Annotated in this window: 26 protein-coding genes; 14 read left to right on the top strand and 12 right to left on the bottom strand. The window is 56.2% G+C overall.

Going from position 1 to position 25,128, the window contains the following annotated elements:
* Nucleotides 1-16 precede the first annotated feature (16 nt).
* From SIB58_RS08555 to SIB58_RS08545, 3 genes are read left to right on the top strand one after another with little or no spacing between them, the layout of a single operon-like run.
* Nucleotides 17-2,233, top strand: coding sequence for a mechanosensitive ion channel family protein (locus tag SIB58_RS08555; RefSeq protein WP_082823278.1), 2,217 nt, complete (start codon nucleotides 17-19; stop codon nucleotides 2,231-2,233).
* Complete coding sequence (locus SIB58_RS08550; protein WP_197461071.1) at nucleotides 2,230-2,943, top strand: class I SAM-dependent methyltransferase; 714 nt, start codon at nucleotides 2,230-2,232, stop codon at nucleotides 2,941-2,943. The genes SIB58_RS08555 and SIB58_RS08550 overlap by 4 nt, the downstream gene beginning before the upstream one ends.
* A complete protein-coding gene (locus tag SIB58_RS08545; protein ID WP_066905279.1) occupies nucleotides 2,940-4,577 on the top strand; it encodes a peptide chain release factor 3 in 1,638 nt (545 codons plus the stop codon). The genes SIB58_RS08550 and SIB58_RS08545 overlap by 4 nt, the downstream gene beginning before the upstream one ends.
* 93 nt (nucleotides 4,578-4,670) lie before the next feature.
* Here SIB58_RS08545 and SIB58_RS08540 read toward each other — a convergent pair whose 3' ends face one another.
* Nucleotides 4,671-5,042: an AbrB family transcriptional regulator gene (locus SIB58_RS08540; RefSeq protein WP_066905281.1), complete on the bottom strand. Its 372-nt coding sequence runs from the start codon at nucleotides 5,040-5,042 to the stop codon at nucleotides 4,671-4,673.
* Between the two features lie 694 nt (nucleotides 5,043-5,736).
* Between SIB58_RS08540 and SIB58_RS08535 the strand changes: the two genes are divergently transcribed.
* From SIB58_RS08535 to SIB58_RS08525, 3 genes are all read left to right on the top strand, one after another.
* On the top strand, nucleotides 5,737-6,309 hold the full coding sequence (locus SIB58_RS08535; protein ID WP_156486509.1) for a hypothetical protein: 573 nt from the start codon (nucleotides 5,737-5,739) through the stop codon (nucleotides 6,307-6,309).
* 221 nt (nucleotides 6,310-6,530) lie between these two features.
* On the top strand, nucleotides 6,531-6,776 hold the full coding sequence (locus SIB58_RS08530) for a hypothetical protein (RefSeq protein WP_197461085.1): 246 nt from the start codon (nucleotides 6,531-6,533) through the stop codon (nucleotides 6,774-6,776).
* 75 nt (nucleotides 6,777-6,851) lie between these two features.
* Nucleotides 6,852-7,541, top strand: coding sequence for a CPP1-like family protein (locus SIB58_RS08525; RefSeq protein WP_066905291.1), 690 nt, complete (start codon nucleotides 6,852-6,854; stop codon nucleotides 7,539-7,541).
* On the opposite strand, the gene hslO is transcribed toward SIB58_RS08525, so the two are convergent.
* Together hslO and SIB58_RS08515 are read right to left on the bottom strand one after the other, a co-directional pair.
* Entirely contained in the window at nucleotides 7,509-8,450 is a 942-nt protein-coding gene (gene hslO / locus SIB58_RS08520) for an Hsp33 family molecular chaperone HslO (RefSeq protein ID WP_067325327.1), read from the bottom strand. The genes SIB58_RS08525 and hslO overlap by 33 nt on opposite strands.
* 21 nt (nucleotides 8,451-8,471) lie before the next feature.
* A complete protein-coding gene (locus tag SIB58_RS08515; RefSeq protein WP_066905295.1) occupies nucleotides 8,472-9,104 on the bottom strand; it encodes an ABC transporter ATP-binding protein in 633 nt (210 codons plus the stop codon).
* 92 nt (nucleotides 9,105-9,196) lie between these two features.
* Between SIB58_RS08515 and SIB58_RS08510 the strand changes: the two genes are divergently transcribed.
* Nucleotides 9,197-9,646 (top strand): DUF3531 family protein, encoded by a 450-nt coding sequence (locus SIB58_RS08510; protein ID WP_066905297.1) that lies wholly within the window; start codon nucleotides 9,197-9,199, stop codon nucleotides 9,644-9,646.
* A complete protein-coding gene (locus tag SIB58_RS08505) occupies nucleotides 9,643-10,404 on the top strand; it encodes a 16S rRNA (uracil(1498)-N(3))-methyltransferase (protein ID WP_414494839.1) in 762 nt (253 codons plus the stop codon). The genes SIB58_RS08510 and SIB58_RS08505 overlap by 4 nt, the downstream gene beginning before the upstream one ends.
* Before the next feature lie 342 nt (nucleotides 10,405-10,746).
* Here SIB58_RS08505 and SIB58_RS08500 read toward each other — a convergent pair whose 3' ends face one another.
* Nucleotides 10,747-11,169 carry a hypothetical protein gene (locus tag SIB58_RS08500; RefSeq protein ID WP_066905300.1) on the bottom strand — a complete coding sequence of 141 codons (423 nt, stop codon included), beginning with the start codon at nucleotides 11,167-11,169 and terminating at the stop codon, nucleotides 10,747-10,749.
* An 84-nt stretch (nucleotides 11,170-11,253) separates the two neighbouring features.
* Between SIB58_RS08500 and SIB58_RS08495 the strand changes: the two genes are divergently transcribed.
* The gene (locus SIB58_RS08495) at nucleotides 11,254-12,021 is read left to right on the top strand and encodes a DUF92 domain-containing protein (RefSeq protein ID WP_067325336.1); all 768 of its coding nucleotides are present in this window, start codon (nucleotides 11,254-11,256) and stop codon (nucleotides 12,019-12,021) included.
* Here SIB58_RS08495 and SIB58_RS08490 read toward each other — a convergent pair.
* The 4 genes from SIB58_RS08490 to SIB58_RS08475 form a co-directional block, all read right to left on the bottom strand.
* Nucleotides 12,014-12,799 (bottom strand): sigma-70 family RNA polymerase sigma factor, encoded by a 786-nt coding sequence (locus SIB58_RS08490; RefSeq protein WP_197461072.1) that lies wholly within the window; start codon nucleotides 12,797-12,799, stop codon nucleotides 12,014-12,016. The genes SIB58_RS08495 and SIB58_RS08490 overlap by 8 nt on opposite strands.
* Before the next feature lie 108 nt (nucleotides 12,800-12,907).
* Nucleotides 12,908-13,429 carry a YqhA family protein gene (locus SIB58_RS08485; protein ID WP_066905305.1) on the bottom strand — a complete coding sequence of 174 codons (522 nt, stop codon included), beginning with the start codon at nucleotides 13,427-13,429 and terminating at the stop codon, nucleotides 12,908-12,910.
* Between the two features lie 57 nt (nucleotides 13,430-13,486).
* Nucleotides 13,487-13,753, bottom strand: a complete 267-nt coding sequence (locus tag SIB58_RS08480) for a hypothetical protein (protein WP_231856969.1) — start codon at nucleotides 13,751-13,753, stop codon at nucleotides 13,487-13,489.
* An 83-nt stretch (nucleotides 13,754-13,836) separates the two neighbouring features.
* A complete protein-coding gene (locus tag SIB58_RS08475; RefSeq protein WP_067325339.1) occupies nucleotides 13,837-14,712 on the bottom strand; it encodes an EamA family transporter in 876 nt (291 codons plus the stop codon).
* 346 nt (nucleotides 14,713-15,058) lie between these two features.
* On the opposite strand from SIB58_RS08475, the gene mfd reads away from it, so the two are divergent.
* The 4 genes from mfd (at nucleotide 15,059) to SIB58_RS08455 (ending at nucleotide 20,077) form a co-directional block, all read left to right on the top strand.
* Nucleotides 15,059-18,601, top strand: coding sequence for a transcription-repair coupling factor (mfd, locus tag SIB58_RS08470; protein ID WP_066905309.1), 3,543 nt, complete (start codon nucleotides 15,059-15,061; stop codon nucleotides 18,599-18,601).
* A gap of 94 nt (nucleotides 18,602-18,695) precedes the next feature.
* Nucleotides 18,696-18,863 carry a hypothetical protein gene (locus SIB58_RS08465; RefSeq protein WP_197461073.1) on the top strand — a complete coding sequence of 56 codons (168 nt, stop codon included), beginning with the start codon at nucleotides 18,696-18,698 and terminating at the stop codon, nucleotides 18,861-18,863.
* 161 nt (nucleotides 18,864-19,024) lie between these two features.
* Nucleotides 19,025-19,477 (top strand): hypothetical protein, encoded by a 453-nt coding sequence (locus tag SIB58_RS08460; RefSeq protein ID WP_231856970.1) that lies wholly within the window; start codon nucleotides 19,025-19,027, stop codon nucleotides 19,475-19,477.
* A 45-nt stretch (nucleotides 19,478-19,522) separates the two neighbouring features.
* Complete coding sequence (locus SIB58_RS08455) at nucleotides 19,523-20,077, top strand: hypothetical protein (protein WP_066905312.1); 555 nt, start codon at nucleotides 19,523-19,525, stop codon at nucleotides 20,075-20,077.
* Here the strand turns inward: SIB58_RS08455 and SIB58_RS08450 are convergent.
* From SIB58_RS08450 to SIB58_RS08435, 4 genes are all read right to left on the bottom strand, one after another.
* Complete coding sequence (locus SIB58_RS08450; protein ID WP_066905314.1) at nucleotides 20,068-21,420, bottom strand: S41 family peptidase; 1,353 nt, start codon at nucleotides 21,418-21,420, stop codon at nucleotides 20,068-20,070. The genes SIB58_RS08455 and SIB58_RS08450 overlap by 10 nt on opposite strands.
* A gap of 37 nt (nucleotides 21,421-21,457) precedes the next feature.
* Nucleotides 21,458-22,693, bottom strand: a complete 1,236-nt coding sequence (gene ispG, locus SIB58_RS08445) for a (E)-4-hydroxy-3-methylbut-2-enyl-diphosphate synthase (RefSeq protein ID WP_067325342.1) — start codon at nucleotides 22,691-22,693, stop codon at nucleotides 21,458-21,460.
* Between the two features lie 119 nt (nucleotides 22,694-22,812).
* Nucleotides 22,813-23,367 carry a uracil-DNA glycosylase gene (locus SIB58_RS08440; RefSeq protein WP_066905318.1) on the bottom strand — a complete coding sequence of 185 codons (555 nt, stop codon included), beginning with the start codon at nucleotides 23,365-23,367 and terminating at the stop codon, nucleotides 22,813-22,815.
* Nucleotides 23,364-23,777 (bottom strand): VOC family protein, encoded by a 414-nt coding sequence (locus SIB58_RS08435; protein WP_066905594.1) that lies wholly within the window; start codon nucleotides 23,775-23,777, stop codon nucleotides 23,364-23,366. The genes SIB58_RS08440 and SIB58_RS08435 overlap by 4 nt, the downstream gene beginning before the upstream one ends.
* Nucleotides 23,778-23,924: 147 nt before the next feature.
* On the opposite strand from SIB58_RS08435, the gene SIB58_RS08430 reads away from it, so the two are divergent.
* The gene (locus tag SIB58_RS08430; protein ID WP_067325345.1) at nucleotides 23,925-25,103 is read left to right on the top strand and encodes a pyridoxal phosphate-dependent aminotransferase; all 1,179 of its coding nucleotides are present in this window, start codon (nucleotides 23,925-23,927) and stop codon (nucleotides 25,101-25,103) included.
* The last annotated feature ends 25 nt before the right edge of the window (nucleotides 25,104-25,128 follow it).

Below are 25,128 nucleotides of genomic sequence, written 5' to 3'. Positions count from 1 at the left end.
GACCGTGAGCAGGCAGATGGTTTGTGCTCAAAGCCTGGTGAGGCGACTGTTCACGCGATTGTTCCTGCGAACGCTGCGATTTCTGTTGGTTGCTCTGCTGGCAGTGGCCTTGAGCATCGGGTCGGCGCTGCTGCCTGTCACAGCGACGCAGGCTTCTCAGCCACAACCCCAGAACTCCAAAGGTCTGATTCCGATTGAGGATCAGCCGTTCTACCCACAGCTGGTGACGTCCTCCGAGACCTGGAGTGATGTGGTGCTTGATCAGGTGGTGGGCGACAGCCCTCGGACCACCTTGCTGAACTTCTATGCCGTGATGGCTGATGTTGGCCTGCGTGCTGACCGTCTCGGTCGGAAATTCACCATCAAAGATCGGTCACGTCAGGAACGGATTGACGACACGAATCTCTTGTTTGGTCTGGCCGTCAAGGCACTGGATGCCAGCTCGATACCCAAGAGCGTTCGCGATGATATGGCCGATGAGGCAGCGATTCAGTTGAAGCACGTGCTCGATTACGTGCTGACCCACAGCCGGCAGGTGATTGAAGTGCCCGATGTGGAAGGGATGAAACAGCTCAACGACCGTCGTTCAACGCCAACCAATTCATGGCGGATTCCTGGAACTGCGGTCACACTCACATCGGAGCTTGATGGCGACCCAGAGAACGAAAGCTTCTATTTCTCTGCATCCACGGTGTCATCGATTCGCTCGATGTATGACGAGATCAGGGCCATTCCCGAGATCCAACAACCATTCGCCACGCCTCGCTTTTACTCCGACTTCATCTACACGCCTGGTTATCTCATCCCCCCAGACTGGTATCTGGCTCTTCCTGAGAGTTGGCGTGGCTTGTTCGAGTGGCCAATTGGGGATCAAACACTCTTTCAGGTGCTTTGTGCTGCACTTTTGATCGGTGTTTATGGATTGATCTCATACCGCCTGCTGCGGATGCTGTTCAGCACGTACAGAACCGGGTCCCAGCGTCTTGAAAATGATCAGGAGATTTTTCAACTGGATTCATTAGCCTGGAAGCGGGTGCTGATTGTGCTGCCTTCACTGCCTCTCACCTATGTCACTGAACAGCTGATCGATAACATCCTCAATTTCACTGGCCTGCCACTCGTGGTGGCCATTTATTCCTTTTATGTGATCTGGTATTTCTCGGCCAGTGTTCTCGTTTTCTTTCTCTTTGAGGCGCTTGGTCGAAGCAGCTCTGAGTTTCTTGCTCGGGTTCGCGGTGGTGAATCTCCGATTCAATTGCGCAGGATCACCAGTCTGGTGATGCCGATCAGCCGTGCAGTCGGCGCCTTGGTTTCAGTCGTTCTGATTTATCGGCTGCTGCTGTTGCTGGGCCTTCCTTCCAGCACTGTGCTTGCCTTTTCAGCCGTACCGGGTCTCGCCATCGGCCTTGGAGCCTCCAAGTTGCTCGGCAATCTGTTCGCGGGCTTGTCGATTCAGACCGATCGTCCGCTGCGGGTGGGTGAATTTTGTGAAGTGGGGGGCAATCTCGGCTTCGTGACCAAGATCGGTCTGCGTTCAATGGAACTGCAAACGTTGGAAAGTCGCGTCACGATTCCTAATTCAGTTGCGGATGAAGCCACGATCGTCAACTTTTCAAGACGAGGCGTCAGCTGGGAGCGTCAGCCGATGCAGGGACTCGAATTGCGCTTGCCGATTCGTGATCCACTCTCCCCGTTTCAGCTGGAGGAGTTGATGCGCCAGGCCAGAAGGATGGTGGCCATGCCTGAAACGCTTCGGTTGGAGGTGGCACTGCATGAACCTGTAGTGAGTCTCGAATCACTCGAGGACGGCACAAATCAGCTGATTGTGTTTGTGATGGTCCAACTTCACGGCTGGACAGCATTCCTGAAAGTGCGTGAAACCCTGCTGGTGGCTTTGGAAGAATTGCTGGAACGCGTCTCACTGAGTGAGGTTGTTGTGGGTGTTTCCTACAGCACAACCCCTGAACAATTGGAGAGCATTCCGGAGCTCATGCGATCAGTGGTGGCGGAGGATTCTCAGCTTGATTTCGAGGCTTGTCGGCTCGTGCGCATTTCAGCATTCAGCTATGACCATGAGTTGGAAATCCGTTCATGCCATGCCACGCATGACACTTTTGAAAACAGTGTGCACCGCCTCAATCGCAGGATCCTCGAAGTGCTCTCGCAGCATCACATTGAGATTCCCTTCCCCACACAGACTCTGGAGTTGCATTCCAGTGGATCAAGTCAATGATTCTGCGCATTCCTGAACCGGAAGTCATGAACGATCCGCTGCAGGTTGATGCCTATGCAGCAGCTGATTTCAGTGGAACTGATCAGGCGATGGTGGAGCGGATCTGCACATTGCTTCAGTCATCGGGGGCGTCTTTCGGGGCAAAGTCGCGATTGCTTGATCTTGGTTGTGGACCGGGAAATATCACGGCGCGTCTGGCCCGGCGGTGGCCTCACTGTTCCGTGCTTGGACTCGATGCGGCAGACCGGATGATTGCTGTTGCGGAGGATCGCCTTCGTGACTTCGGGTTGTCCCACGAGCGTCTCCGATACAAAAAGGCTTCGTTGCCGATCCACCAGGCAGATCAACCGGCGGATCTGATTGTCAGCAACAGCTTGCTGCATCACTTACATGATCCTCAGCAGCTTTGGTCATCGCTGATTCCACTTGCATCGCCTCACTGTCTGGTACTGCATCGCGACCTCCGGCGCCCTGACAGCGAGGCAAGTATTGATCAACTCTGTGAGTGCCATGTCGCCGATGCGCCTGCAGTGCTGCAGCGTGATTACAGGGCATCACTGCATGCATCCTTCACGCTGGATGAGGTCAAAGAGCAGTTGCTGCATGCCGGTCTGGGGCATCTGCGGGTGGTGGCCGTTGAAGATCGTTATCTGGAGGTGAGTGGCTGGATCATGGGCTGTCAGGCTGGTTCTGATCAACGCAGGCCATGAGCACGGATTCAGCACTTCAGGACGGACGTGAGCTGCTGGATGCGGTGGCGAGACGGCGCAATTTTGCGATTATTTCTCACCCTGACGCGGGTAAAACCACCCTCACCGAGAAATTGCTGCTGTATGGGGGGGCGATTCAGCAGGCGGGTGCGGTGAAAGCCCGTGGTGAGCAGCGCAAGGTCACGTCCGATTGGATGGAGCTTGAGAAGCAACGGGGTATTTCGATCACCTCCACTGTTCTTCAGTTCGATTACACGGGTAACACCATCAATCTGCTGGATACGCCTGGCCACCAGGATTTCTCCGAGGACACCTACCGGACCCTGGCCGCAGCGGATAACGCCGTGATGCTTGAAGACGCGGCCAAGGGGCTTGAGCCGCAGACCCGCAAACTGTTTGAGGTTTGCCGCATGCGAGAAATTCCCATCTTCACGTTCATCAACAAGATGGACCGACCGGGTCGGGAACCTCTCGCACTGCTCGATGAAATTGAATCGGAACTGGAACTGACCCCCTGGGCCGTGAACTGGCCGATCGGAAGTGGCGAACAGTTCCGTGGGGTGATTGATCGACGCTCCCACGAAGTGATTCTGTTCAGCCGTGCTGAACGCGGGCGACAATCGGAAGAACGTCATCTCACTCTGGATAATCCTGAGCTCAAAGAGCTTGTGGAAGCTGAGTTGCTCGAGCAGGCGGTTGAGGAGATGGAGCTGCTGGACGCTGCGGGTGCTGAACTTGATCTGGAGCTGGTGCATGCCGGCGAGCTGACACCTGTGTTTTTTGGTTCGGCGATGACCAATTTCGGTGTGCGTCCTTTCCTGAATGCGTTTCTGGAGATGGCTCAAAAGCCTGTGGCGCGTCAAAGCCAAGACGGTCCAGTCGACCCGTTGCGGCCTGACTTCAGTGGTTTCGTGTTCAAGCTGCAGGCCAACATGGATCCTCGTCACAGAGACCGGGTCGCTTTTGTACGCGTTTGCAGCGGACGTTTTGAAAAAGATATGACCGTCCGTCATGCCCGCACGGGAAAGGCCATTCGTTTGTCACGTCCACAGAAACTGTTCGGGCAGGATCGTGAGGTTGTGGAGGATGCGTTCCCAGGTGATGTGATTGGACTGAATAATCCCGGGATGTTCTCGATCGGCGACACCCTCTACACCGGAACCAAGGTGGAATACGAGGGGATTCCCTGCTTCAGTCCAGAGATCTTCAGCTGGCTCCGTAATCCCAACCCCTCAGCGTTCAAGAATTTCCGTAAGGGGGTCAATGAATTGCGTGAAGAGGGGGCAGTTCAGATCCTGTATGACAACGACGAAAGCAAAAGGGATCCGATTCTCGCTGCAGTTGGTCAGTTGCAACTCGAGGTTGTGCAACATCGTCTTCAGAACGAATATGGCGTTGAAACGCGGTTAGAGCCACTGGGCTATCAAGTGGCTCGTTGGGTCACTGGTGGATGGCCGTCTTTGGAGAAAGTCGGTCGGATTTTCAATTGCAAAACCGTGAGGGATGCATGGAATCGACCGGTTCTGCTATTCAAAAACGACTGGAATCTCAATCAGCTTCATGAAGAGCATCCCGATCTTGAGCTCAACACTGTGGCTCCCGTTGTGAGTGGGGTCGAGCCGATCAGCCTTTGAACGCAGCTTTCGCTCAATGTTCGGGCAATTAAAAGCCCTCCGTGATGGGGAGGGCTTGTGGATTGATGCTGAAATGAGCTGGCAATCAGCTCATCACTCCTCGCCGTCTTCGTCAGTTGCGCCAACGGGGATCAAGCGAATCGCCTTGCGACCAAGCTTGATTTCAAATTCATCACCTGGATTGAGGTCAAGCATGGCGGTGTAGGCCTTGCCCACAAGCAAATTGCCGTTGCCCTGAACTTTTGCGGTGTAGCTGAGTTTGCGGCCACCTTTGCCGATGCCGGCGGTGCCAGTGCCCAGTTCGACACCTTTGGCGCTCAGTAGTGCTTCATAAAAAGCCGTGAAATTGACCCGCTGGCCTCCATCTTTTTTGTCGGTGACGTATCCGCAGGCTGTGGCTAGGTCAGTTTTGGAGACATCACCAAGCTCTTTTACCTTCGCCAGAAGATCAGATCCAGTAAGCATCGATAAACCTTATCTATGTTTATTTATGCATTACACGCATCAGTTCGTCAACTATTCAATCCGGTTCTCTAGGTGGTGTTGTTTGGATGGGTGTCTGTGCTGCTGAGCGCTTGAATGCGGTGGAGATCGTTGACAACGGATCGGAGGGATCTGTTGTTTCTGGTTGAGCTGAGTGCTTCCATACTGTGATCCAGGTTTTAGAGGGGTGTGAATTCGCCAAAAGCCCATTTTTCATGGCCAGCTGTGGTGTTTGGGCTTCAGTGTGAAAACCTCTCGCAAAGACTGTCTCTGCGCAAAGCGAGACCGCTTCTCTGAAAAGTGTCTGTTTTCGCTTGATTGGCCTCATTCAGTGGAGTGGGCGATGAGCCCGCTCTCTTCTCACTGCGGTTGCTTCTCTGAGTCGCAATCTTCGGCCAGAGCCTCGGCGTCAAGCTGTGGTCCTGGTGTTGTGAACTGATGACAGGAAACCAGCTGACTCTTGACAAAGGCTTGTCTTGAAGTTGATGACGGCAACGCCAGAGGTCTGCCGCCGTCAACATCACCAGTCGCTGCCCTGCTGAGCAAAAGCAAGTTCTGGGTACATGCCACTCCTTTTGTGTACAGCTCAGTCGACTTAACTGTTGACACGCAAATCTTCACCAGTCGATCTGATTCGGTTCGATGGTCGCAGTCGCTGGTTTGAGTGAGTCCTGGATTGATTAATCTGATTCGGATCAGCACTGATGAGCTTTTTGTGTTCTCCGTCGGGCGTTTTCTTGCTTTCTCAGTGGTGGTCATGTTCTCCTCTGCTGCATCAGCGCTTGAGGTCTCGGCTGTTCGAGGCGTTCTCGATTCCCATCCAGTGGTTGCTTCGGTTCGTGAGTACCGCGGCAAGGTCGTTATCAAAGATCAATGCAAAGCAGATAACTATGCAATGTTCGTTAACTATGGCCCGAATCCATACCTGATTATCTGTCCAAAATCGGCAGAGTCACTGGCTTTGATTGAACGTGCACTCCATCATGAAGCCGTGCACATGGCCCAGTGGTGTTGGGGGACATCGTCCCTTTACAGCAGCCAGAATTTAAGGGCCAATGCAATCAAAAAGGGTCTGACTTACAAGCATGCGGATTTGGCCTTAAAGCGTCTGGGTCATCAGCCTGGCTCAGATCTTTACGAGTCTGAATGGGAGGCTTATTACTTTGAAGATGCGCCTCCGGAATCGATTGTTTCTCTGCTGAATGACAATTGTAAAGATGCTACTCAGAAGGATCTTGATCAATATTAATGCGTTGCGTTTGTGGGTTGGTCAGTTTGAATTTTTAGGCTCTTTCTCGGTGCTCTCAGTGGTCTCTGAGTTGGTCTGCAGGATGCTGCCTGCTCTGTGGCCTGAGGTCTGTTGCGAGATCTGATTCGAATCGTTCCTGGCTGCAGTCCCAATCCTTGTTGAAAGGTTGAGATTCACTCATGACCGTTTTTCAGTCACGGAGAAGCAATTCCATCGCCAGAATGTTGCCCCTGAATCGGTCTGCTGTGGACACCCTCTGGCTGCATCGTCCCTGCGACGACGGCGGTACCGATTACGTCTGTTTTCGCGATCATCAGGATCACGTTGAGGTTCTCGAGGGATATCACTTGCCTCCCCAAATGCCTTTGATCAAGCACCGTCAGTTCCTGCTCAACGCCGATGTGCCCAGTTTTCGACACCGTTTTGAGCGTCAGCACGGATTCCGTCACGGTCCGCCTCTGTTCTGAGTCGCTTCCAAATTCAGGGTTTGTGCTCGCTTGGGCAGGTCTCTCGATAATCTCTAAATAGATTTCCGTATATCAATGGCTGCAGGGCTGGATCCAAGCTCGGATTCGGATCCGAAAGATCCCTACTCCTTGCTCGGCGTCAATCCTGGCGCTGGATTTGACGACGTTCAGAAAGCCAGAGATCGGGTTGTTGCATCCTGCGGCGATGATGCAGTCGCGCGCGCGCGTGTTGAGGCTGCCTACGACGCTGTGTTGATGGCACGTCTTCGTGACCGTCAGTCAGGTCGTCTGAGTTCAGCAGCCGCCTCTGCTTCACAAATCGAGCGCCAGCAGGTTTCCGCCGGAGTGCCCAGCAGTGGCAATGGTCCCGCCGCTTTGTTAACTCGTCTGCGCGGAATGTCATTGCCGGCGCCCTCGCTCAGTGGCGCCGGTTTTATGCCCGATTTTCAATTGGTGCAGGGACAGGGTTTGCTCGTGCGCTCCATTGCGGGAGCTTTGGCCTTGTTGCTGCTGCTGCTGGCTCCGCAAACCGTTGATCTGCTTCTGGCCTTGTCCACGATTGCTGTGTTCATCAGTCAGGTCAAACGAGGCAGGCGGCCCTTGGGCTCTCTTGGCTGGACCCTTTTGCTTCTGATTGTGGGCCTGGCGCTGGGGGCATTGCTCAGTGCTGTCACAGCTCAGACCGCTCTGCCACTGGGTGTGGAGCAATGGCAGGCACTGCCCACCTTGCTTTTATTGCTTGCCGGTGCTCTTCTCCTCGCCTGATTGGGTCATGTCCTCAATCAGGCTTTGCAGCTCTGATTCATTGAATCGATAAACCTCACTGCAGAAATGACAGGTGAGCTCTGCTCCTTTGTCTTCCTTCAGCATGGAATGCAATTCCTTGCTGCCTAGCAATGTGAGTGCGCCCAGGCTGCGTTGACGGCTGCAAGGACAAAGGAACTGCACCGCCTGCATCGGTTCGCTGCTTGGGATGGGCTGAGGATCCAGATCCGGGAACACATCCCGAAGCAACTGTTCCGGATGGTCGCCGCAGCTGTGCAGCTTCTGGCTGAAATGTTCGATCTCGCGGCACCTTTCTTCGAGCAGAGCCACCAGAGCTGGTTCTTCTGCTGCCTTGGGCAGCACCTGAACCAGAAGCCCTCCGCTGCTTTGCAAGCCTTCACTATTGATCATTTCGCCCACGAATACCGCTGAGGGTGTCTGTTCGGAGTGGAGCAGATAGGAGGCAACATCGTCTCCGATGCCTCCGCTTACCAGTTCCACTGTGCTGCTGAAGGGTTCGCCTTTGCCGTCGTCGCGCACCACATGCAGATAACCCGTTCCCGCCGCCGAACTGAAGTCGAAACTCGCTCGTCCTTCGGTATCGCGTATCGGGTCGAGTTCAAGCGAGGGGTTGCCGACAAAGCCCCGCACGCTGCCGTCACGGCCGGCATCCACTGTCAGACCTTTGAGAGGTCCGTCTGAGCCCAGTCTCAGGTTGACGCGACCGTGACGCACCTTCATGGAACTGGCTAACAGCAGACCCGCCCCCATGGCTCTGCCGAGCATCACGGTGGTGAGGTAGGAGAGCCCATGCCGTGATTGGGCGACACGAGAGGTTTCGCCGGTGGTTACCGCCACAAGCCTGATTCCCCCGCCTGCTGCGGTGGCGCGGACCAGCCGATCAGCCATGGCTCTTCAACAATCCAGGCGTCATGGTGACAGAGCGTGCAGTCGACCATCACGCAGGCGCAGATGCTCGCAGCTCCAGTCCTGGAACAGTTCCGGCTCGTGAGTCACCACGATCAACAAACGGTCGTGGCTCAAACGGTCAAGCAGTTCGAGCACTTCGGTACGCACTGACCAGTCGAGTCCGGCGGTGGGCTCATCGAGCAGCAGCACATCAGGCTTGCGCAGCAGCTGCACAGCCAGGGCCAGTCGCCGCTGCTGTCCGCCGCTGAGTCGCTCCGGAGCCTGACGTCCATCCACTCCGCTGAGTCCGACCTTGCGAAGTGCGGAAATCATCTCCTCACTGTTCAGCCGCCGGTGGCCCAGCTTCAGTTCCTGATTAACGCTCAGGCCCAGAAAGTGTCGTTCAGGAAACTGAAACACCACTCCGCAAAGCCAGCGTCGTTGACGCTGATTCAGTGGCTGTCCTTTCCAGCTGATGCTGCCGGTGTCAGCACCTGCCATCCCGCTGATCACCTCCAGAAGGCTGGTCTTTCCACTGCCGCTGTCGCCGGAAATCAGAAGAGGTCGCCCTGGATCGGCCTTCAGCTGGATGCTGTTCAAGACCAACTGCTCTGCTGTTGCAGGTCTGTAGTTGACATCCGTGAGTTCCAGCATTCCGCTCGAATGCCCCGCTGCGGGCTGCCTTGGCTCTTCAGCATGGTCGATGATCGCTTCGGCGGCGATGATGACGGGGTCAGCGGTGGGTCATGCGCGTTCGCTTCCGAGAGGTTGATCCTTTCAATTGCTGGGTCTGGTTGCGATTCAGCGAAATCCCCAGTCAGGGAGAAAGGAATTATGTGGATGGCATCTTTGACAGTTGGTATGTCCTGGGACGGCTCGGAGGTTTCAATGCCGAGAACCTGCAGGTGCACGAAGAAGGCGATGAGCTCAGCTGGATGAGCTATGAAGCCGAGGAAGCCACGGGTGTGATGCCGGCCCTGATGCACAACATGGGCCAGATGGAGTATCAGCAGGACTGGGCCCGTTGCTGGATTGATCTGGGCACCAGTGATGGGATTGCCCTGGATGTTCTGATCAATGCCCTGCGTCAGCTTGATTCTGACGTGGTGCAGCTCGAGGAACTGCTGATCGGTGGAGTGAATGACGACTGGCCGGTGGAGGACCATCCCGACAGTGTTTTTCCGGGTATAGGTTGATCGTTGTTGTGGCGGAACGACGACGCCTGCTGATCGACTGCCGCAGGTTGCAGTGTGCCGATGAGCATCGTTGTTTTGTGCTGGAGGAGCATGAATCGCGTTACCTGCGCAAGGTTCTGCGTCTGAAGCAGGGTGCTGAGGTGGACGTCATTGATGGTCGTGGTCATCTCTGGATGGCCCGTCTTCGCGACGGACAACAACTCGAGTTATGTACTGAGATCGAGGAGCCCAGTCAGAGCGTGATCTCTCCACTGCCGAAACTGGGTCTGGCCATTGCTCTGATCCGTCGAGGCATGGATGACGTGATGCGGATGGCTTGTGAGCTGGGTGTGGATCGACTGCAGCCGCTTGATTGTCAACGTTCCGTTCCTCAGGCTGAGCATCGTCCGGAGCGCTGGAGCTCGATCCTGCAGGAAGCCGTTGAACAGTGCGAGCGGCTCTGGGCTCCTGAGCTGCCCGCACTGTGTTCCGCAGCAGCGTGGTGGCAAACACCGAGCCAGCACGACCTGCGCCTGATTGCGGTCACTCGCGAGGTGGAGAGCCCTCCGCTGTCTGCACTACTTGCATCTCAGGCCTCAGTTGAACGATCCATCTGGCTGTCGATCGGACCCGAGGGGGGATGGAGTGATCAGGAGCTTGCCGCAGCGCGAGCGGCCGGCTGGATCTCCGTGTCCTTGGGTGACACCATCCTGCGCAGCTCCACAGCTGCTGTGGCTGGGGTGAGCAGCCTGAGCAACTGGCGAACATTCAGGTGCTGAGGCTCCTGCGTTTACACGCATCCATGAACGGTCGCCCTTTCACGCCCATGCGCTGCATTAAAGCGATCTGGGAGGAGGTTGGTCCCTGAACTGAACGGTTCAGACCAGGCTGAAATTGTCCTGAACTCTGGGCTTGTCCTGAGCCCCACTGTCTGATCAGCTGACCGAGACGGCTCTTCAAGAACCGAAGAGGTGACGGTGGGCGGTTCATGTTGGTCGGGGTAGAAACTGCGGCTTGGCTTTGCTCGTTGACTCGAGGCAGCAACGGCATCACGCATCAATCGATCAGATCAGGATCGTGCCTGACAGTGATGGGCAGGCCAGTGCAGCGTTTGTACGAGTTCAGCCTTTGAACAGGTCGGTCGCCATGCTGCGGAATCCAGCCAGGTTGTTGCCGGGACGACGCTTGCCCGGACGAATGGAATTGCCCGGTTGAAGTGCATCTGGGGCGAAAGTGACGAGTTCAACCTCTGGTCTTGCGGAGTCTGCTGCAGCCAGTTCAGCTGCAATGGCATCAGCAGTGGTCAGGGATAGCTTCTCCTTGGCCTCGACCTCGGCGCTCTCTGCTCTGGTGTCGGTTTTGCTTTCAGCAGCAACGGCAACAGGAGCTGGAGCGACCTCTTCGACTGGAGCAGGAGCCGCTGCGGGCTGTGATGACTCAGGAGCGCTCTCAGCCTTGTCCTGCTTGGCTTCAGCCTTGGTCTCTGGTGCTTTCGCCTGATGGTCTCCCAGCTCAAGGAAGAAACCCTTTCTGTTCAGCACCATGCCTCAGCGGGAAAATCGTCAAGGTGATTATCCGTGCCGGAGCTCCCTTCAGCGTTGATGCTTAGGGCAGTGCAACACAGCCCGATGTTTTCCACGCCTTTTGAGCTGCCGTCTCAAACCGCTGCGCTGTGGCTCACTGCGCTTTTGCTCAATGCAGTCTTGATCAGTCAGGCGCAGCGCTTTCCACTGCTCACTCGGGCCGGTTGGTGTCATGCAGGCATCCTCGGCACGGTGCTCTGGGGCTCGCTGGCCTGGCGCGGTTGGCTGGCGGTAGTGGCTTACCTGGTGCTGGGATCACTGGTGACCAAGCTGGGTTTTGCCAGGAAAGAGGAGCTGGGTCTTGCCGAGGGGCGCGGCGGTCGTCGCGGTCCGGAAAATGTCTGGGGATCGGCCTTCACCGGTCTGGTGCTGGCCTTACTGGTCGCTGCTCGCATCGGCTCGCCGACGTTGTTGCTGATCGGCTTTGCCGCGAGTTTCGCGGCAAAGCTGGCCGACACCTTCGGAAGTGAGATCGGCAAGCGCTGGGGACGAACCACTCTGTTGATCACCACTCTCAGGCCAGTGCCTGCCGGTACGGAAGGTGCTGTGAGTGTGGAAGGCACCCTGGCCAGTGCTGTTGGCAGCCTGCTGATGACGATCGTGATGGCTGTACTCGGTTTGATTCAGTCAGGCACTGCTTTTGCCGTTGTGCTGGCGGTTGGTTTCATCGCCACACTCCTCGAAAGTCTGCTTGGAGCTCTGGGCCAGGACCGTTGGCCCTGGCTGACCAATGAGCTGGTCAATGGCCTGCAGACCGCCTGGGCGGCAGGTCTCGCCATGGTTGCTGCGTGGCTTCTGTGTTTGTCTAGCTGAAATTCCTACGCGCTTCGACACGCAGGGTTTTGAGTATTCCGTGCAGTGTTGTACGCAAGATTTGCTTGTCAATGCATTCGCGGCGTGCAATCTCTGAAAGGGACAGTCTGTCGATCCAGAAAGCACTGAGCCAACGGCAATGGTTCGGCTCCATGCAGTTGAGCATTTGGATCAGCCATTCGTGCTGTGGATCAGCCTTCTGGCGTCCGTGATCTTGAAGACACTCAATTCCAGCCTCCTGTTCAGAAGATCCATTGCTGTTGCTGCACTGGCCATGCAGTGACTGGACCCGACGATCCCGGTGTGCCATGCAGGCCTTTCGCCAGCGATCTGTTGTGACTCCGAGTTGTTGTGCGAGGTCCTCATCGCTGAGCTCCGGCAGCCCCACATGCAGTCGTTGCTCCTGCACTTTCATCCCACGGGCATGCAGATCACCCAGTCGCCAGGGGATTCGCAAGGTCTGCAGTCTGTCTCTGCGGTAATGCCTGATCTGGCCTGTGATCCTCGGCATCGCGTAGCTGCTGATGCGGTGGCCGCGACCAGCATCAAAATGTTCAAGAGCGCGAATCAGCCCATAGCGACCTTCCTGTATTAGATCGTCGCGTTCGCCAGATCCGTTGTGCAGCAGTCGGTTGGCACCGAGATGTGCCAGTCCCAGGTGCATCAGCACAGCGTCATTCCGCTGCAGGATGTGAGCAGGGATTGGGCGGCGGCGTTCATGGCGTCGTTGACGTTCAAGCCGTCGTTGAATTGCCGCCGGTTGTGTGCTGGTCGTCATGGTCGACATCAAGCAGGAACCCTTTCAAGGTCTGCTGAGTCCTGGTTGGCTCACCTCACTCCTGTGGATGAAAGGATTCGTCCTCAGGGGGGATGCATGGGCATGGCATCAGTGTTTGCCGGTGCGCCCGATCAGATAGGAACTGAACGCCAACATCAGCACACCTGCGCAGTACTGAATCAGTTCGGTGATTGAGGTCACCTCAAAGCTCACCATCACCTTGAACGCCGTCACGATCAGGGCAACGATGATCACCTTGGTGAGCTTCTGTTTCAGCCCATCGAGATCTTGGATGTTGAGCAGGTTGCGTCTTGAAGTCGATGCATCGTTCTGTCTCGGGTCGATGTCGGAGATCACCAGCTCGTAGATGCCGTAGCCGAAGATCAGCAGGGCAATGCCGATCAGGTAGTAGTCGATGCCTCCCACCACCTTTCCGATCAGCAGCGTGCTGTTGTCATGGGTGAATTCACCTCGAAAGACTTTTTGTAGAACGCTGATCTCTGCGTAGGTCCCGATGACAAAACAGCTGATGCTCCCAAGCAGACTCATCAGCACAGGAATCAGTGTGACCAGCCGGAACTTCCAGATCAGCCCTTCAAATCTGCGTTCCAGTCGTCTCGATCGGTTCATACTCTACTTGTCCATCGTGGCGGTTGATCTTGATGCGTTCAGGTCAGAAGGGATGACCTAAGCGAGGTTCTCCGATGTCGGAGGTCTTGGTGGAGGTGGCGGTCCCAGAAGCGCTGGTATGGAGAGTCCCAAAAGGGCTGAGCTCACGGCCAGAAAAACAGCCAGAGGAATGGGCTTGACCAGTGGCTGCCGTTCCATCACGGTGCCGCAACGGGGGCAGACTGGCAGGGCCCCTTTGGGCGGGCGCAGCACGACCGCTGGACCACAACAGCAATCAGGGCAGCGGAATCGTGGCATGGCCGAAGAGCGCGTGGTGATGCGCATCAGATTGTTACTGTAATTTATTGCCAGATTGATTTGTAACTGTTAAATCGATTTTTGGCTGATTTTAAAAATATTGATCTTATTTAAATGGCCTCAAGCCTCTCCTCTCCTGAGTAGATTCCAAGAATAGCTGAAGTTGCCATCATAGAGACTCCTGCCCATTGAACGGGACGGAGATAATCGTTGAAAAGCCAGATATCAAAGATCGCGACAATGGGAAGATTTAATAATAGAATATTCACAAAGGGTAAGGGTGGTAATGCGAATGCTGTCTTGGAGACCGTAAAGCTTCCCAACATATTTAGACCTCCAATCATAATAAGAAGGATCCATGAAATGGCTGTTGAAGAAGGTGCGAAAGCTGGTGCCTTTGACCATATCAATATTGCAATAAAACCAAATAATATTTTGCTTGATTGCTTGGTGAAAACTGCTTCGCTTGCGTTGATTTTCTCGCGCATCCTTCCCTGTAGAATATCTGCATTCGTGAGAAAAACCAATGCGCCAATGCCGCAGGCTATGCCTATGAGCGAATATGATTGAAATCTGATTCCAAGCATTAAGTAAGCTCCCGTTATGGCACTTAATCCAGAGGCTGCCTCTAGTGCCATGGGTTTTCTCTTTTCGATCTGGCAGGTTCTAAGTATCAGTAATAGCGGTGACAAGCCAAGAAGCATCGTCATGATTGATGCTGGTAAAAAATTCAAGCCAAGAAAAAAACAAATATTGAATGCGCCGCTAAGCATGGCTAGAGCGAAGACTAATTTCCACTCCTTCTTGCTCCACCCTTTGTAAACGTTCCAATTCTTTTTTGCCTTTTCTAGTAATAATATTATTCCGAGTCCTGATGCAAGCAGCAGCCATCCAACAGAAAAGTATTGAAGAAGGTATTTTGACAAAATCGTAAATGAGGCAATTGCAAATACAGAGCTAATCCCCCATTTTAAACCATTTTTCATGAGATCGATGGTCGCTAATTTTTAAGACTACCTGGAAAAGCAGCTGTTGCCTGTTTTTATTTTGTATATCTATTAATTGTGTAAAATGCGCGGCGTTTTTGTTGGTTATTCATAGGGAACAAGCTCTCTGATAAGTCGATGAAGCAAGTTCTGGGGGCTTTGGCTGATGATTGATTAATGCTCTGTCTTTGCTCTCAGTCTGTTCTGCCTTTGCGATGTCTGGAGACTTTGCCGGGTCCAGAACAGGCCCAGAAACGGTTAGTCCAAGGCAAAGACCAGTCGCTATCGCCTTGCAGTCAGGTACTCATGCTTGACAGACTCAACCGTTGCCGTCGGTGGTCCTGCCATGCCTCTCAGCTCCCTGGTGCGCCTGTTGCAGTGCTCAGCGCTGACCAGTGAGCTGGGCGAACGCATCGATCGCCCCGACCGGCTCTTGCTCCGCGGAGGTGGTCGAGGAGCCAGGGCTCTTGTTGCCAGCGCACTGGCGCGTCAACAGGATCGGCCTCTGCTTGTGGTCGTGCCGACCCTCGAGGAGGCGGGTCGCTGGACGGCACTTCTGGAGCTGATGGGCTGGCGCAGTGCCCAGCTCTATCCCACCAGTGAAGGTTCGCCCTATGAACCGTTTGATCCCACCAGTGAAATCACCTGGGGGCAGTTGCAGGTGCTCAGTGAATTGCAGCTGGATCAGCAGAACCGTGATCTGGCGATTGTGGCCACGGAGCGCTGTCTTCAGCCGCATCTGCCACCGCCGCAGGCCTTGTCTGATCGATGTCAAACCCTGCACAAGGGCGACAGCATTGATCTGGAGGCGTTAGCCACCAGCCTGGCCCAGCTTGGTTATGAGCGTGTTTCAACCATCGATCAGGAAGGCACCTGGAGCCGCCGTGGCGACATCGTTGATGTTTTTCCTGTCAGCAGTGAGCTGCCGGTGCGTCTGGAGTTCTTTGGCGATGAGCTCGACAAGCTGCGTGAATTCGATCCCGCCAGCCAGCGTTCCCTCGATCCGATCGAGAGCCTGAGGCTGACGCCGACAGGATTCAGTCCCTTGATCGCTGAACAGCTGCGCGATGCCATGCCCGATGGCCTTGATCAGCTTCTCAGTGAGGACTGTCTTTCTGAATTACTGGAGGGAGGCACGCCCGAGGGAATGCGCCGTCTGCTTGGTCTGGCCTGGAAGCAGCCCGCCTCACTGCTCGACTATCTCCCGGCCGATAGCTGCGTGGCGATCGATGAGCGACGCCATGGCCGCTCCCATGGAGACCAGTGGCTCGACCATGCCAGGGAGCATTACGACGAGCTGGCACTACCGTTGCCGCCCCTGCATCGCGACATTGAGGAGGCGATGGGTCTGGCCGAAGCTTTCACCGGGTTTGATCTGGCCGAGCTGCAAGAAAGCGATGACCATGCCAACGCCTTTGATCTCAACAGCCGGCCTGTGCCGGCCTATCCCAACCAGTTCGGAAAGCTTGGTGAACTGATCAAGAGCTACGGCAAGGAGAAACAGGCGGTCTGGTTGCTGTCGGCCCAGCCCAGCCGAGCTGTTGCGCTGCTGGAAGAGCACGACTGCATCAGTCGCTTCGTTCCCAATGCCGCCGACGCTCCAGCGATTGAGCGTCTGATCGAACAGGGAACACCTGTTGCTTTGAAAACGCGTGGTACCGCGGATCTCGAGGGTTTGCAGTTGCCTGCCTGGCGGGTCGTGCTCATCACGGACCGCGAGTTTTTCGGACAGCAGACGCTTACCAGCACTGGCTATGTGCGCCGCCGCCGCAAGGCGGCCAGCCGCACGGTGGATCCCAACAAGATGCAGCCCGGGGATTTCGTGGTGCATCGTAATCACGGTATCGGTCGTTTCCAGAAGCTGGAGAAGCTGGCGATCAGTGGTGAGGTGCGTGACTACCTGGTGGTGCAGTACGCCGACGGCATCCTGCGGGTGGCGGCGGACCAGCTGGGCAGCCTCGGTCGTTATCGCGCCAACAGTGATGCTCCACCCCAGCTCAGCAAAATGGGGGGATCGGCTTGGGTCAAGGCCAAGGAGCGTGCTGGAAAGGCCTTGCGCAAGGTGGCGCTCGACCTGGTGAAGCTTTATGCCGAGCGACATCAGGCGCCTGGGTTTGCGTTTCCTGTTGATGGCCCCTGGCAGAACGAGCTGGAGGAGTCATTCCCCTACGAACCGACCCCGGATCAGCTCAAGGCCACAGCTGATGTGAAGCGGGATATGGAGAAATCTCAACCGATGGATCGTCTGGTTTGCGGTGATGTGGGTTTCGGTAAAACCGAGGTGGCGATTCGAGCCATTTTCAAGGCGATCACGGCGGGGAGGCAGGTGGCGATGTTGGCTCCCACAACAGTGCTTGCTCAGCAGCACTGGCGCACACTCTCGGAGCGTTTTGCTCCCTATCCGATCAAAGTGGCTCTGCTCAATCGTTTCCGGACCACCAGCGAGCGCAAATCGATTCTTGAAGGTCTCAAGAAAGGCACTATCGACGCGGTTGTGGGAACCCATCAGCTGCTCAGCAAGAGCACGGTGTTCGACAAGCTCGGCTTGCTGGTGGTGGATGAGGAACAGCGCTTCGGTGTCAACCAGAAGGAAAAGATCAAAGCGTTGCGCAAAGACGTTGACGTGCTCACTCTTTCAGCGACGCCGATTCCACGCACGCTCTACATGAGTCTGTCGGGAGTGCGGGAGATGAGTCTGATCACCACGCCTCCGCCATTGCGCCGACCGATCAAGACCCATCTGGCTTCTATTGATGAAGAGGCGGTTCGCAGTGCCATCCGTCAGGAGCTCGATCGCGGTGGGCAGGTGTTTTACGTGGTCCCAAGGGTTGAGGGCATTGAAGAGGTGGCTGGTCAGCTGCGTCAGATGCTTCCAGGCCTGCGGCTGCTCGTGGCGCACGGACAGATGGCCGAGGGCGAGCTGGAGAGCGCCATGGTGGCTTTCAACGGCGGAGAAGCTGATGTGATGCTTTGCACCACGATCGTGGAAAGCGGTCTCGATATCCCCAGAGTCAACACAATCCTGATCGAGGATGCGCATCGATTCGGTCTGGCGCAGCTCTATCAGTTGAGGGGACGTGTTGGTCGCAGTGGCATTCAGGCCCACGCCTGGCTGTTTTATCCGGGTAACGCTTCTCTCAGTGAGGCGGCACGGCAGCGACTGAGGGCTATTCAGGAATTTGCTCAGCTGGGTAGTGGTTACCAGCTGGCGATGCGGGATATGGAGATCCGCGGGGTCGGAAATCTGTTGGGCGTTCAGCAGAGCGGGCAGATGGAAGCCATCGGTTTCGATCTCTACATGGAGATGCTTCAGGAATCCCTGGCCGAGATCCAGGGCCAGGACATCCCTGCGGTTGATGACACCCAGGTGGATCTGCAGGTCACTGCGTTCATTCCCGCTGACTGGATCACTGATGCCGACGAGAAGATGGCGGCTTATCGATCGGCAGCAGAGTGTCTCACAAGCGAGTCTTTGGTTGAGCTTGCAGCGATTTGGACCGATCGCTACGGCGCTCTGCCCGGTCCGGTTCAGTCGCTGCTGCAGCTGATGGACCTGAAGCTTCTGGCCAAGCGCTGCGGTTTTTCACGCATCCGTCCAGAGAAGCCGAACATTGCCTTGGAAACACCGATGGAAGAGCCTGCTTTCCGACTGCTACGCCAGGGATTGCCGCAGCATCTGCATGGGCGACTTGTCTATCAGGCCGGGTCTGGTGCGACTGCCAAGGTGATGGCCAGAGGCCTCGGCGTGTTGCCGATGGAGAAGCAGCTTGAGGAAATCAAGAGCTGGCTTGAGCAGATGGCAGCTCAGATTCCTGGTGTCGATGGGCTCACCGCCGACGAGCGTGAAAAGCAGCAAACCGCACGTAACGAGGCCGTTCTCAGCGTTTGACCCTCGGCGCCGATCTTGCTGGCCGGGCCAAGATGAGAAAGTTCTTACACAATGCGCAATTGTTCGTTACACTACGCAGAGATAAATTGACCACGTGGGCGAATTCATCGATCCGATCAGCGCAGTGGGTCCTATGGGTCTGTTTTCGAGCCTTGTCGGAGCTGCTGCTCTCGGCGTTTATGCCCTTTGGCAGGACGATTCGCAAAATAATGACGATGACGATTCAAGCCCGGGTGGCGGCTTGATGCAGCCTGTTGCCTGAACCGATCAGTCCCTTTCTTTCTACGCCAGTCACATTCACTCATAACCATCACCCATTTGGGTGATGGTTTTTTGGTATCCGCATAAGAGCTTGGAACAGTCCCACGCTGTTCAGGGCCTTTGAACCGACCTTTGCTTCGATGTTGGTGTTGTTGGCTTCCAGTGGTCTGCCTGCCATTGCTTGCTGCCATTCCGGCGCAGGCTGTGTCCTGGGAAGCCATAGATGTTCTGCGCAACAAGCTCACCCGGGCTGGTGTACGCGTGGTTCAGAAAGATTGCTCTCAACGAGGGCTCCAGGGCTTGTATCACCCAAGCAGCGACACCCTTGTGGTCTGTCGCTCGCACAGGTCCCCAGCCCAGGTTTGGGACACCCTTGCTCATGAGGCGACCCATCGCATGCAGCGCTGCGCGGGAGGCCCCATTTCCGATCGGCAGCACCATCGCGCCATGTATTCAGCGCTTGCCCGCAGCCATCCGGCGGAAGTGCGTTCAATCCGTGTTTATCCCCGTCAGCAGCAGTTGGCTGAACTTGAAGCCAGGTACACCGCCAAGCTCCCTCCCCGCGATGTTCTGCAGCTGTTCGATCGCTACTGCGGAAGTCAGGTGCGTGTCTGAACGACGACGATCACGCCTTTTTACTCACATGTATGGAGATCAATCATGAATTCAATACTGATGCAACTGGCGCTGGCTGCGCTCGGTCAGTTCGGTGGCAATGGCTCCATGCCGATGGGCGGTGTTCCCATGGGCGCTCTTCCGATGGGAGGTGTTCCGATAGGAGGTGTTCCGAGGGGGGGGCTTCCCATCGGAGGGTTTCCTGTCGGCGGGGGGCGTCCCGTCATGCCCGTTTCAAGGCCAATGCCCCGTTACCCCACAGCACCCATGGCAGGGCGCACCTCATCTCTTCAGCTCGCATCATTGGCTACAGCCACATGCCTGTTGCGAGAGAGACAGTTGAGCCGTGCGCAGGCTGTTGATCTTCTTGACCGCCAGGGGCAGGTCTGGGGATGGGAACCGCAGTGGGGACAACGTATTCAGCTGGCTGCTGTGGATGGTGCCATCAATGCAGCCGGAGGCTGCAGAAGCATGGTGCGTAGGATTAAGCAAAGCCCTGTGTCCATGCCCCCAATGGCAACAGCCCCGGTCAGTCGGAACCCAGTTCCCACTGGAAGCCGGAGTGAACGTGAAGGATTCGGATTGTTTCCCTACCGCTGAAGGGCGGAACGCAGGTTTGCGGATCCCGGTTGATAGGCCTGACCACGTTGCGGTGAGCGCAGCGCTTTGATCAGGGTGGTTTCAGCAGCTCGGTACTGACTGTCTTTGCCGGTGCCAAGCTGCTCGACGGTCAGCGATTCGATCTCCTGATCGCTCAATTTCACGTCCACATCCGGGCGGATGCCGTTCTTGTGGATATCGGTGCCTTTGGGTGTGAGGTACTTGGCGATGGTGACCGTCAACCCGGATCCATCCGAAAGGCCGCGGACGGACTGCACCAAACCCTTGCCAAAAGTCTTCTGACCAACCAGAACAGCTCGATTGTTGTCTTGGAGAGCGCCGGAGAGAATCTCGCTGGCACTGGCTGAACCTTCATTCACCAGCACCACAACCGGACTGTTGGTCAGTGCACTGCCGGTGGCGCGTCGGACGTCCTGAATGCCGTCTCTGGTCTTGGTGCTGACGATGGTGCCTTCATCCAGCCATTGCCTTGCGATGTCGATGCTGGCTTCCAGCAGCCCACCAGGATTACTGCGCAGATCGAGCACGTAGCCCTGAGCGCCCTCTTTTTCGAGCTCCCGGATAGCGGCTCGCATCTCCCGGGCGGCATTGGCATTGAATTGTTTGAGTCGGATGTAGCCGACCTTCTTGCCATCGCCTGCTGTGTTCAGCCGACTTTCGACCGCATGAATTTCGATACGTGCTCTCTTGAGAGGCACCGTCACCACTTCCCCCTTCCGTCGCAGTCCGAGGGTCACCTGGCTGCCTTCCTGGCCTCGGATCAACTTGACAGCATCCTCCGTGGTCATTCCTTTCGTGGACTGGCCGTCGATCGAGACGATCACATCCTTGGGCTGCACTCCGGCTCTGGAGGCAGGGGTTCCTTCAATCGGAGACACCACCAGAATCTCTTTGGTGTCTTTGTCCAGGGTGATCTGGATGCCAACTCCCGTGAGCTCTCCGGAGGTGTCGATCTGCATCTCCTTGAACTCTTTTGGGTCCAGGAAGCGTGTGTAGGGATCGTCGAGGCTGGCGAGCATGCCTCGGATCGCTTCATAGGACTCATCCGTGCCTGCATAGCTTTTAGCCAGCAGATCTCTTCTCAAGCTGGTCCACGTTTCAGGGGAATACTTTCCTGAAGAGTCCAGAAAATCTCTGTAAACGATCTGCCAGACCTGGTCGATGACCTCCTTGGGGCTGTTGGTGATCGAAGAGGAATTGGTGCTGGGGAGCCCAAGACCGGGTGCCGCAACAGCAATGGCTGTGGTCAAACCACCTGCCCCAAGAATCAGCAGCAGACCTCTGTGCTGTGAAAAAGGCGATCGAGGACTTTTAGTGGTCATTGATGTCCTTTAGGCCCGTCTCTTTAGATTAACGAGTTCAGGCAGGATCTACCCAGCGTCCGTCGTCTTTGATCAGCTGAATTAAGGCTTGAACACCATCGGCTTCCGGTACTTTGCGGATCTCTTCACGCCCTCGGTAAAGCGCGATGGTGCCAGGCCCTTTACCGACATAACCGTAGTCAGCGTCTGCCATCTCACCTGGACCGTTCACAATGCATCCCATCACGGCGATGTCCAGTCCCGAGAGGTGAGAGGTTGCGTTTCTCACCTGATTCAGCACCTCCTCAAGATTAAACAAAGTGCGACCACAGCTTGGGCAGGCCACGTATTCGACCATGGTCTTGCGTAAGCCAATGGCCTGAAGAATCGAGTAGCAGACGGGGATTTCCTTCTCAGGAGATTCAGTCAGCGAAACTCGGATCGTGTCTCCAAGCCCCTCGGACAGCAGAGTTGCGATTCCTGCGGTGCTCTTGATGCGGCCGTAATCCCCATCACCGGCTTCGGTGACTCCAAGGTGCAAGGGGAAATTGAAGCCTGCGTTGTCGAGCGTGTCGGCCATCATCCGATAGGCAGCAAGCATCACTGGGGCTCTGGACGCCTTCATCGAAATCACGATGTTGTGGAAATGAAGGTCGTCGCAGATCCGCACAAATTCCATGGCCGACGCCACCATTCCCTCGGGGGTATCGCCGTAGGTGAACAACATGCGCTCCGCAAGGGAGCCGTGATTCACCCCGATGCGCAGGGCTTTGTTCTCCTTCTTCAGTGCCTCAACTAATGGTGAGAATTTGTCCTTGATGCGCTCTCCGATGGCATCGAATTCCTCCTGACTGAAGTCCTGCCGGTTGGGGTCCGGTTTGTCGAACACGAACAGACCAGGATTGATCCGCACCTTGTCCACGTGCTTGACCACTTCCAGAGCAATCCGAATGCCGTTGTGGTGAACATCTGCCACAAGCGGAACATTGCATCCCTGGGCGCGCAAAGCCGCGCGAATCTGGCCCATGGCCTTGGCGTGAGCCAGCGTGGGCGTGGTCACTCGCACGATCTCGCAGCCGACATCTACCAGTCGAAGGATGCCTGCCACGGATCCTTCGATGTCGAGGGTGTCCTCATTGATCATCGACTGAACCGCAACCGGATGCTCACTGCCGATGGGGACTTCGCCGACCATGACCGTTCGCGTGCTTCGCCGGCGAATCACCGTGTCGTAACGGGGATTGATGGCAACTTCACTGCTGCTTTCAGGAGCACTGGTCAAGGTGCCGGTCATGGATCGGACGGGTTCTGAGCCAAACCTTGGCATAGACGTCGGCGCAATGACTTGCGTTTGTCCCAGTCGCGCCGCCTATGACATTGAACGGACCATCGATTTCGGTTCGGCTGGACGGCTCAGCTCCCCGACAGCAGATGCAGTCTGTGTCGGGCCTCTCGCAGGTCCTGCAGTGTCAGATCCTGGGGTGTTCCAGCCTCGCGAGAGCGGAAGCGCAACAGGTATGAGGGATGAAACACGGGCATGAAGTCGCGACCCTCATGGTTCTGCCACTGGCCCCTCAGCTTGCTGATGCCGCTACGGGTACCAAGCACCGCCTGCAGGGCTGTTGCTCCTGAAAGCAACACAAGTGCCGGATCAATCAGATCGATCTGTTGCTTCAGCCATGGTCTGGAAATCTCGATCTCTTTGGATGTGGGCTTGCGGTTGTTGGGTGGCCTGCACTTGATCACATTGCAGATGTAGAGCTGGCGCTGTTCATCCAGGCCTGCTTCCTTCATCAGTTCACTGAGCAGCTGTCCTGAGCGACCCACGAACGGCAAACCACGGGCATCCTCTTCAGCTCCGGGTGCTTCGCCGATCAGCATCAGGCGAGCATTCGGATTGCCACGACCAACAACAACCCGAGGCTTCTGCTCAGGACACTTCAGCCGCTTCCGCTGTGGTTCTGTCATCCAATCGTCGTTTCAGCAGATTCAGATCTGAGCACTAGCAGCAGGAACCTCTGCCCCTCTGGATCCTCCAGCCAGCATTCCGCGCCGAAGCTTTCCAATCTCGGCTCTTCCGTGCTCTTGCCTCCGAGTTGAATCACATGGTGAAGCCAGGACTGCAGCTCCAGCAGGGGGTCGGCCTTTGCCCGCCGTTGCAGACATGGCGCCAGCGCGGAGCCAGACTCAGGCCATGGACGCTTGCCTGATGGTGTGTAGATCTGGAGACTTCCCTGCGCCTGCAAAGGAACAATCCAGTGATGGGCGGCCACCCCCGGTTCGGCGATGCTGCCCAGAAGATCCGCATAGAACTTCGCCAGCTGCTCAGGCCTGCGCGAGGCCAGCACCCAGCTCAGAGCAATGTCGTCACTATCCATCCCGCCATGATCCATGGTCAGGAGGCTGGCTGAGTGAATCGTTTCTTTGTTGTCTTTGACTGCACGTCTTCACTGTTGTTTTTGACACCACATCAGGCAGGATGATCAAGCTTCTACCTGCGCATCCACTGGAGGGGTGCCGCTCCGATGTCACGCCCGCTACCCCTTTCAAGCCGGGCTGAAGCCCTCCAGCCTTCGCTCACCCTGGCCATCAGTGCAAGGGCCAAGGCCTTGCAACAGCAAGGGCGCGATATCTGCAGTCTCAGTGCCGGGGAACCCGATTTCGGCACACCCTCATTCATTGTTGAGGCCTCAATCCAGGCGCTTCGTGATGGAGTGACGCGGTATGGGCCAGCTGCTGGAGACCCTGCTCTGAGAGAGGCGATCGCCACCAAGATCACCAACGAAAACGCTCTTCCCACATCGGCAGATGAGGTGCTGGTGACCAACGGTGGGAAACAGGCCATCTTCAACCTGTTCCAGGTGTTGCTCAATCCTGGCGATGAGGTGTTGATTCCTGCGCCCTACTGGCTCAGCTATCCAGAGATGGCCCGCCTGGCGGGTGCCCAGCCCATCTCAGTTCCGTCATCGGCGCTGAACGGTTTCCGCCTGGACATGGAGGCTCTCGAGGCCGCGATCACCCCGGCCACCCGCTTGCTGGTGATCAACTCACCGGGTAACCCAACCGGCCAGGTCCTCAGTCTTGATGAGTTGCAGCAACTGGCCGAGCTGGTGCGGCGTCATACGCGTCTGCTGGTCATGACAGATGAAATCTATGAATATCTTCTCGATGACGGCATCGAGCATCACAGTTTCGCTGCTCTGGCACCTGATCTCAGAGAACGATGTTTCATGGTGAATGGCTTCGCAAAGGGCTGGGCGATGACCGGATGGCGTCTTGGCTATCTCAGTGGCCCCGCCTCAGTGATTAAGGCTGCATCCGCTCTTCAGAGCCAGAGCACCAGCAATGTTTGCAGCTTTGCTCAGAGAGGTGCCATCGCGGCCATCGAGGGTCCCAGAGACTGCGTCAGAGAGATGGCTCAGAGCTACAACAAGCGCAGGACCATTCTTGTTGATGGGCTCCAGGCCTTGCCTGGTATCACACTCGTTCCTCCCAAAGGGGCCTTCTATGCCTTTCCTCAGCTTCCGGACGGCTGCGGTGATTCGGTGAGCTTCTGCCAGAGAGCACTGGAAAAGGAGGGCCTGGCCATCGTTCCTGGCGGAGCCTTTGGCGATGACCGCTGCGTTCGTCTCTCCTGTGCTGTCTCGCGTGAGACGATCGCAGATGGCCTCTCACGCCTCGCCCGCTTGCTTCCCGCCGGCTGAGGTCGCAAACCGGTCAGATCATCCA

It is taken from the genome of Synechococcus sp. MIT S9504 (genome assembly GCF_047497135.1).
Classification (GTDB): Bacteria; Cyanobacteriota; Cyanobacteriia; order PCC-6307; family Cyanobiaceae; genus Synechococcus_C.
This window is presented reverse-complemented; position numbering and strand designations above follow the sequence as displayed.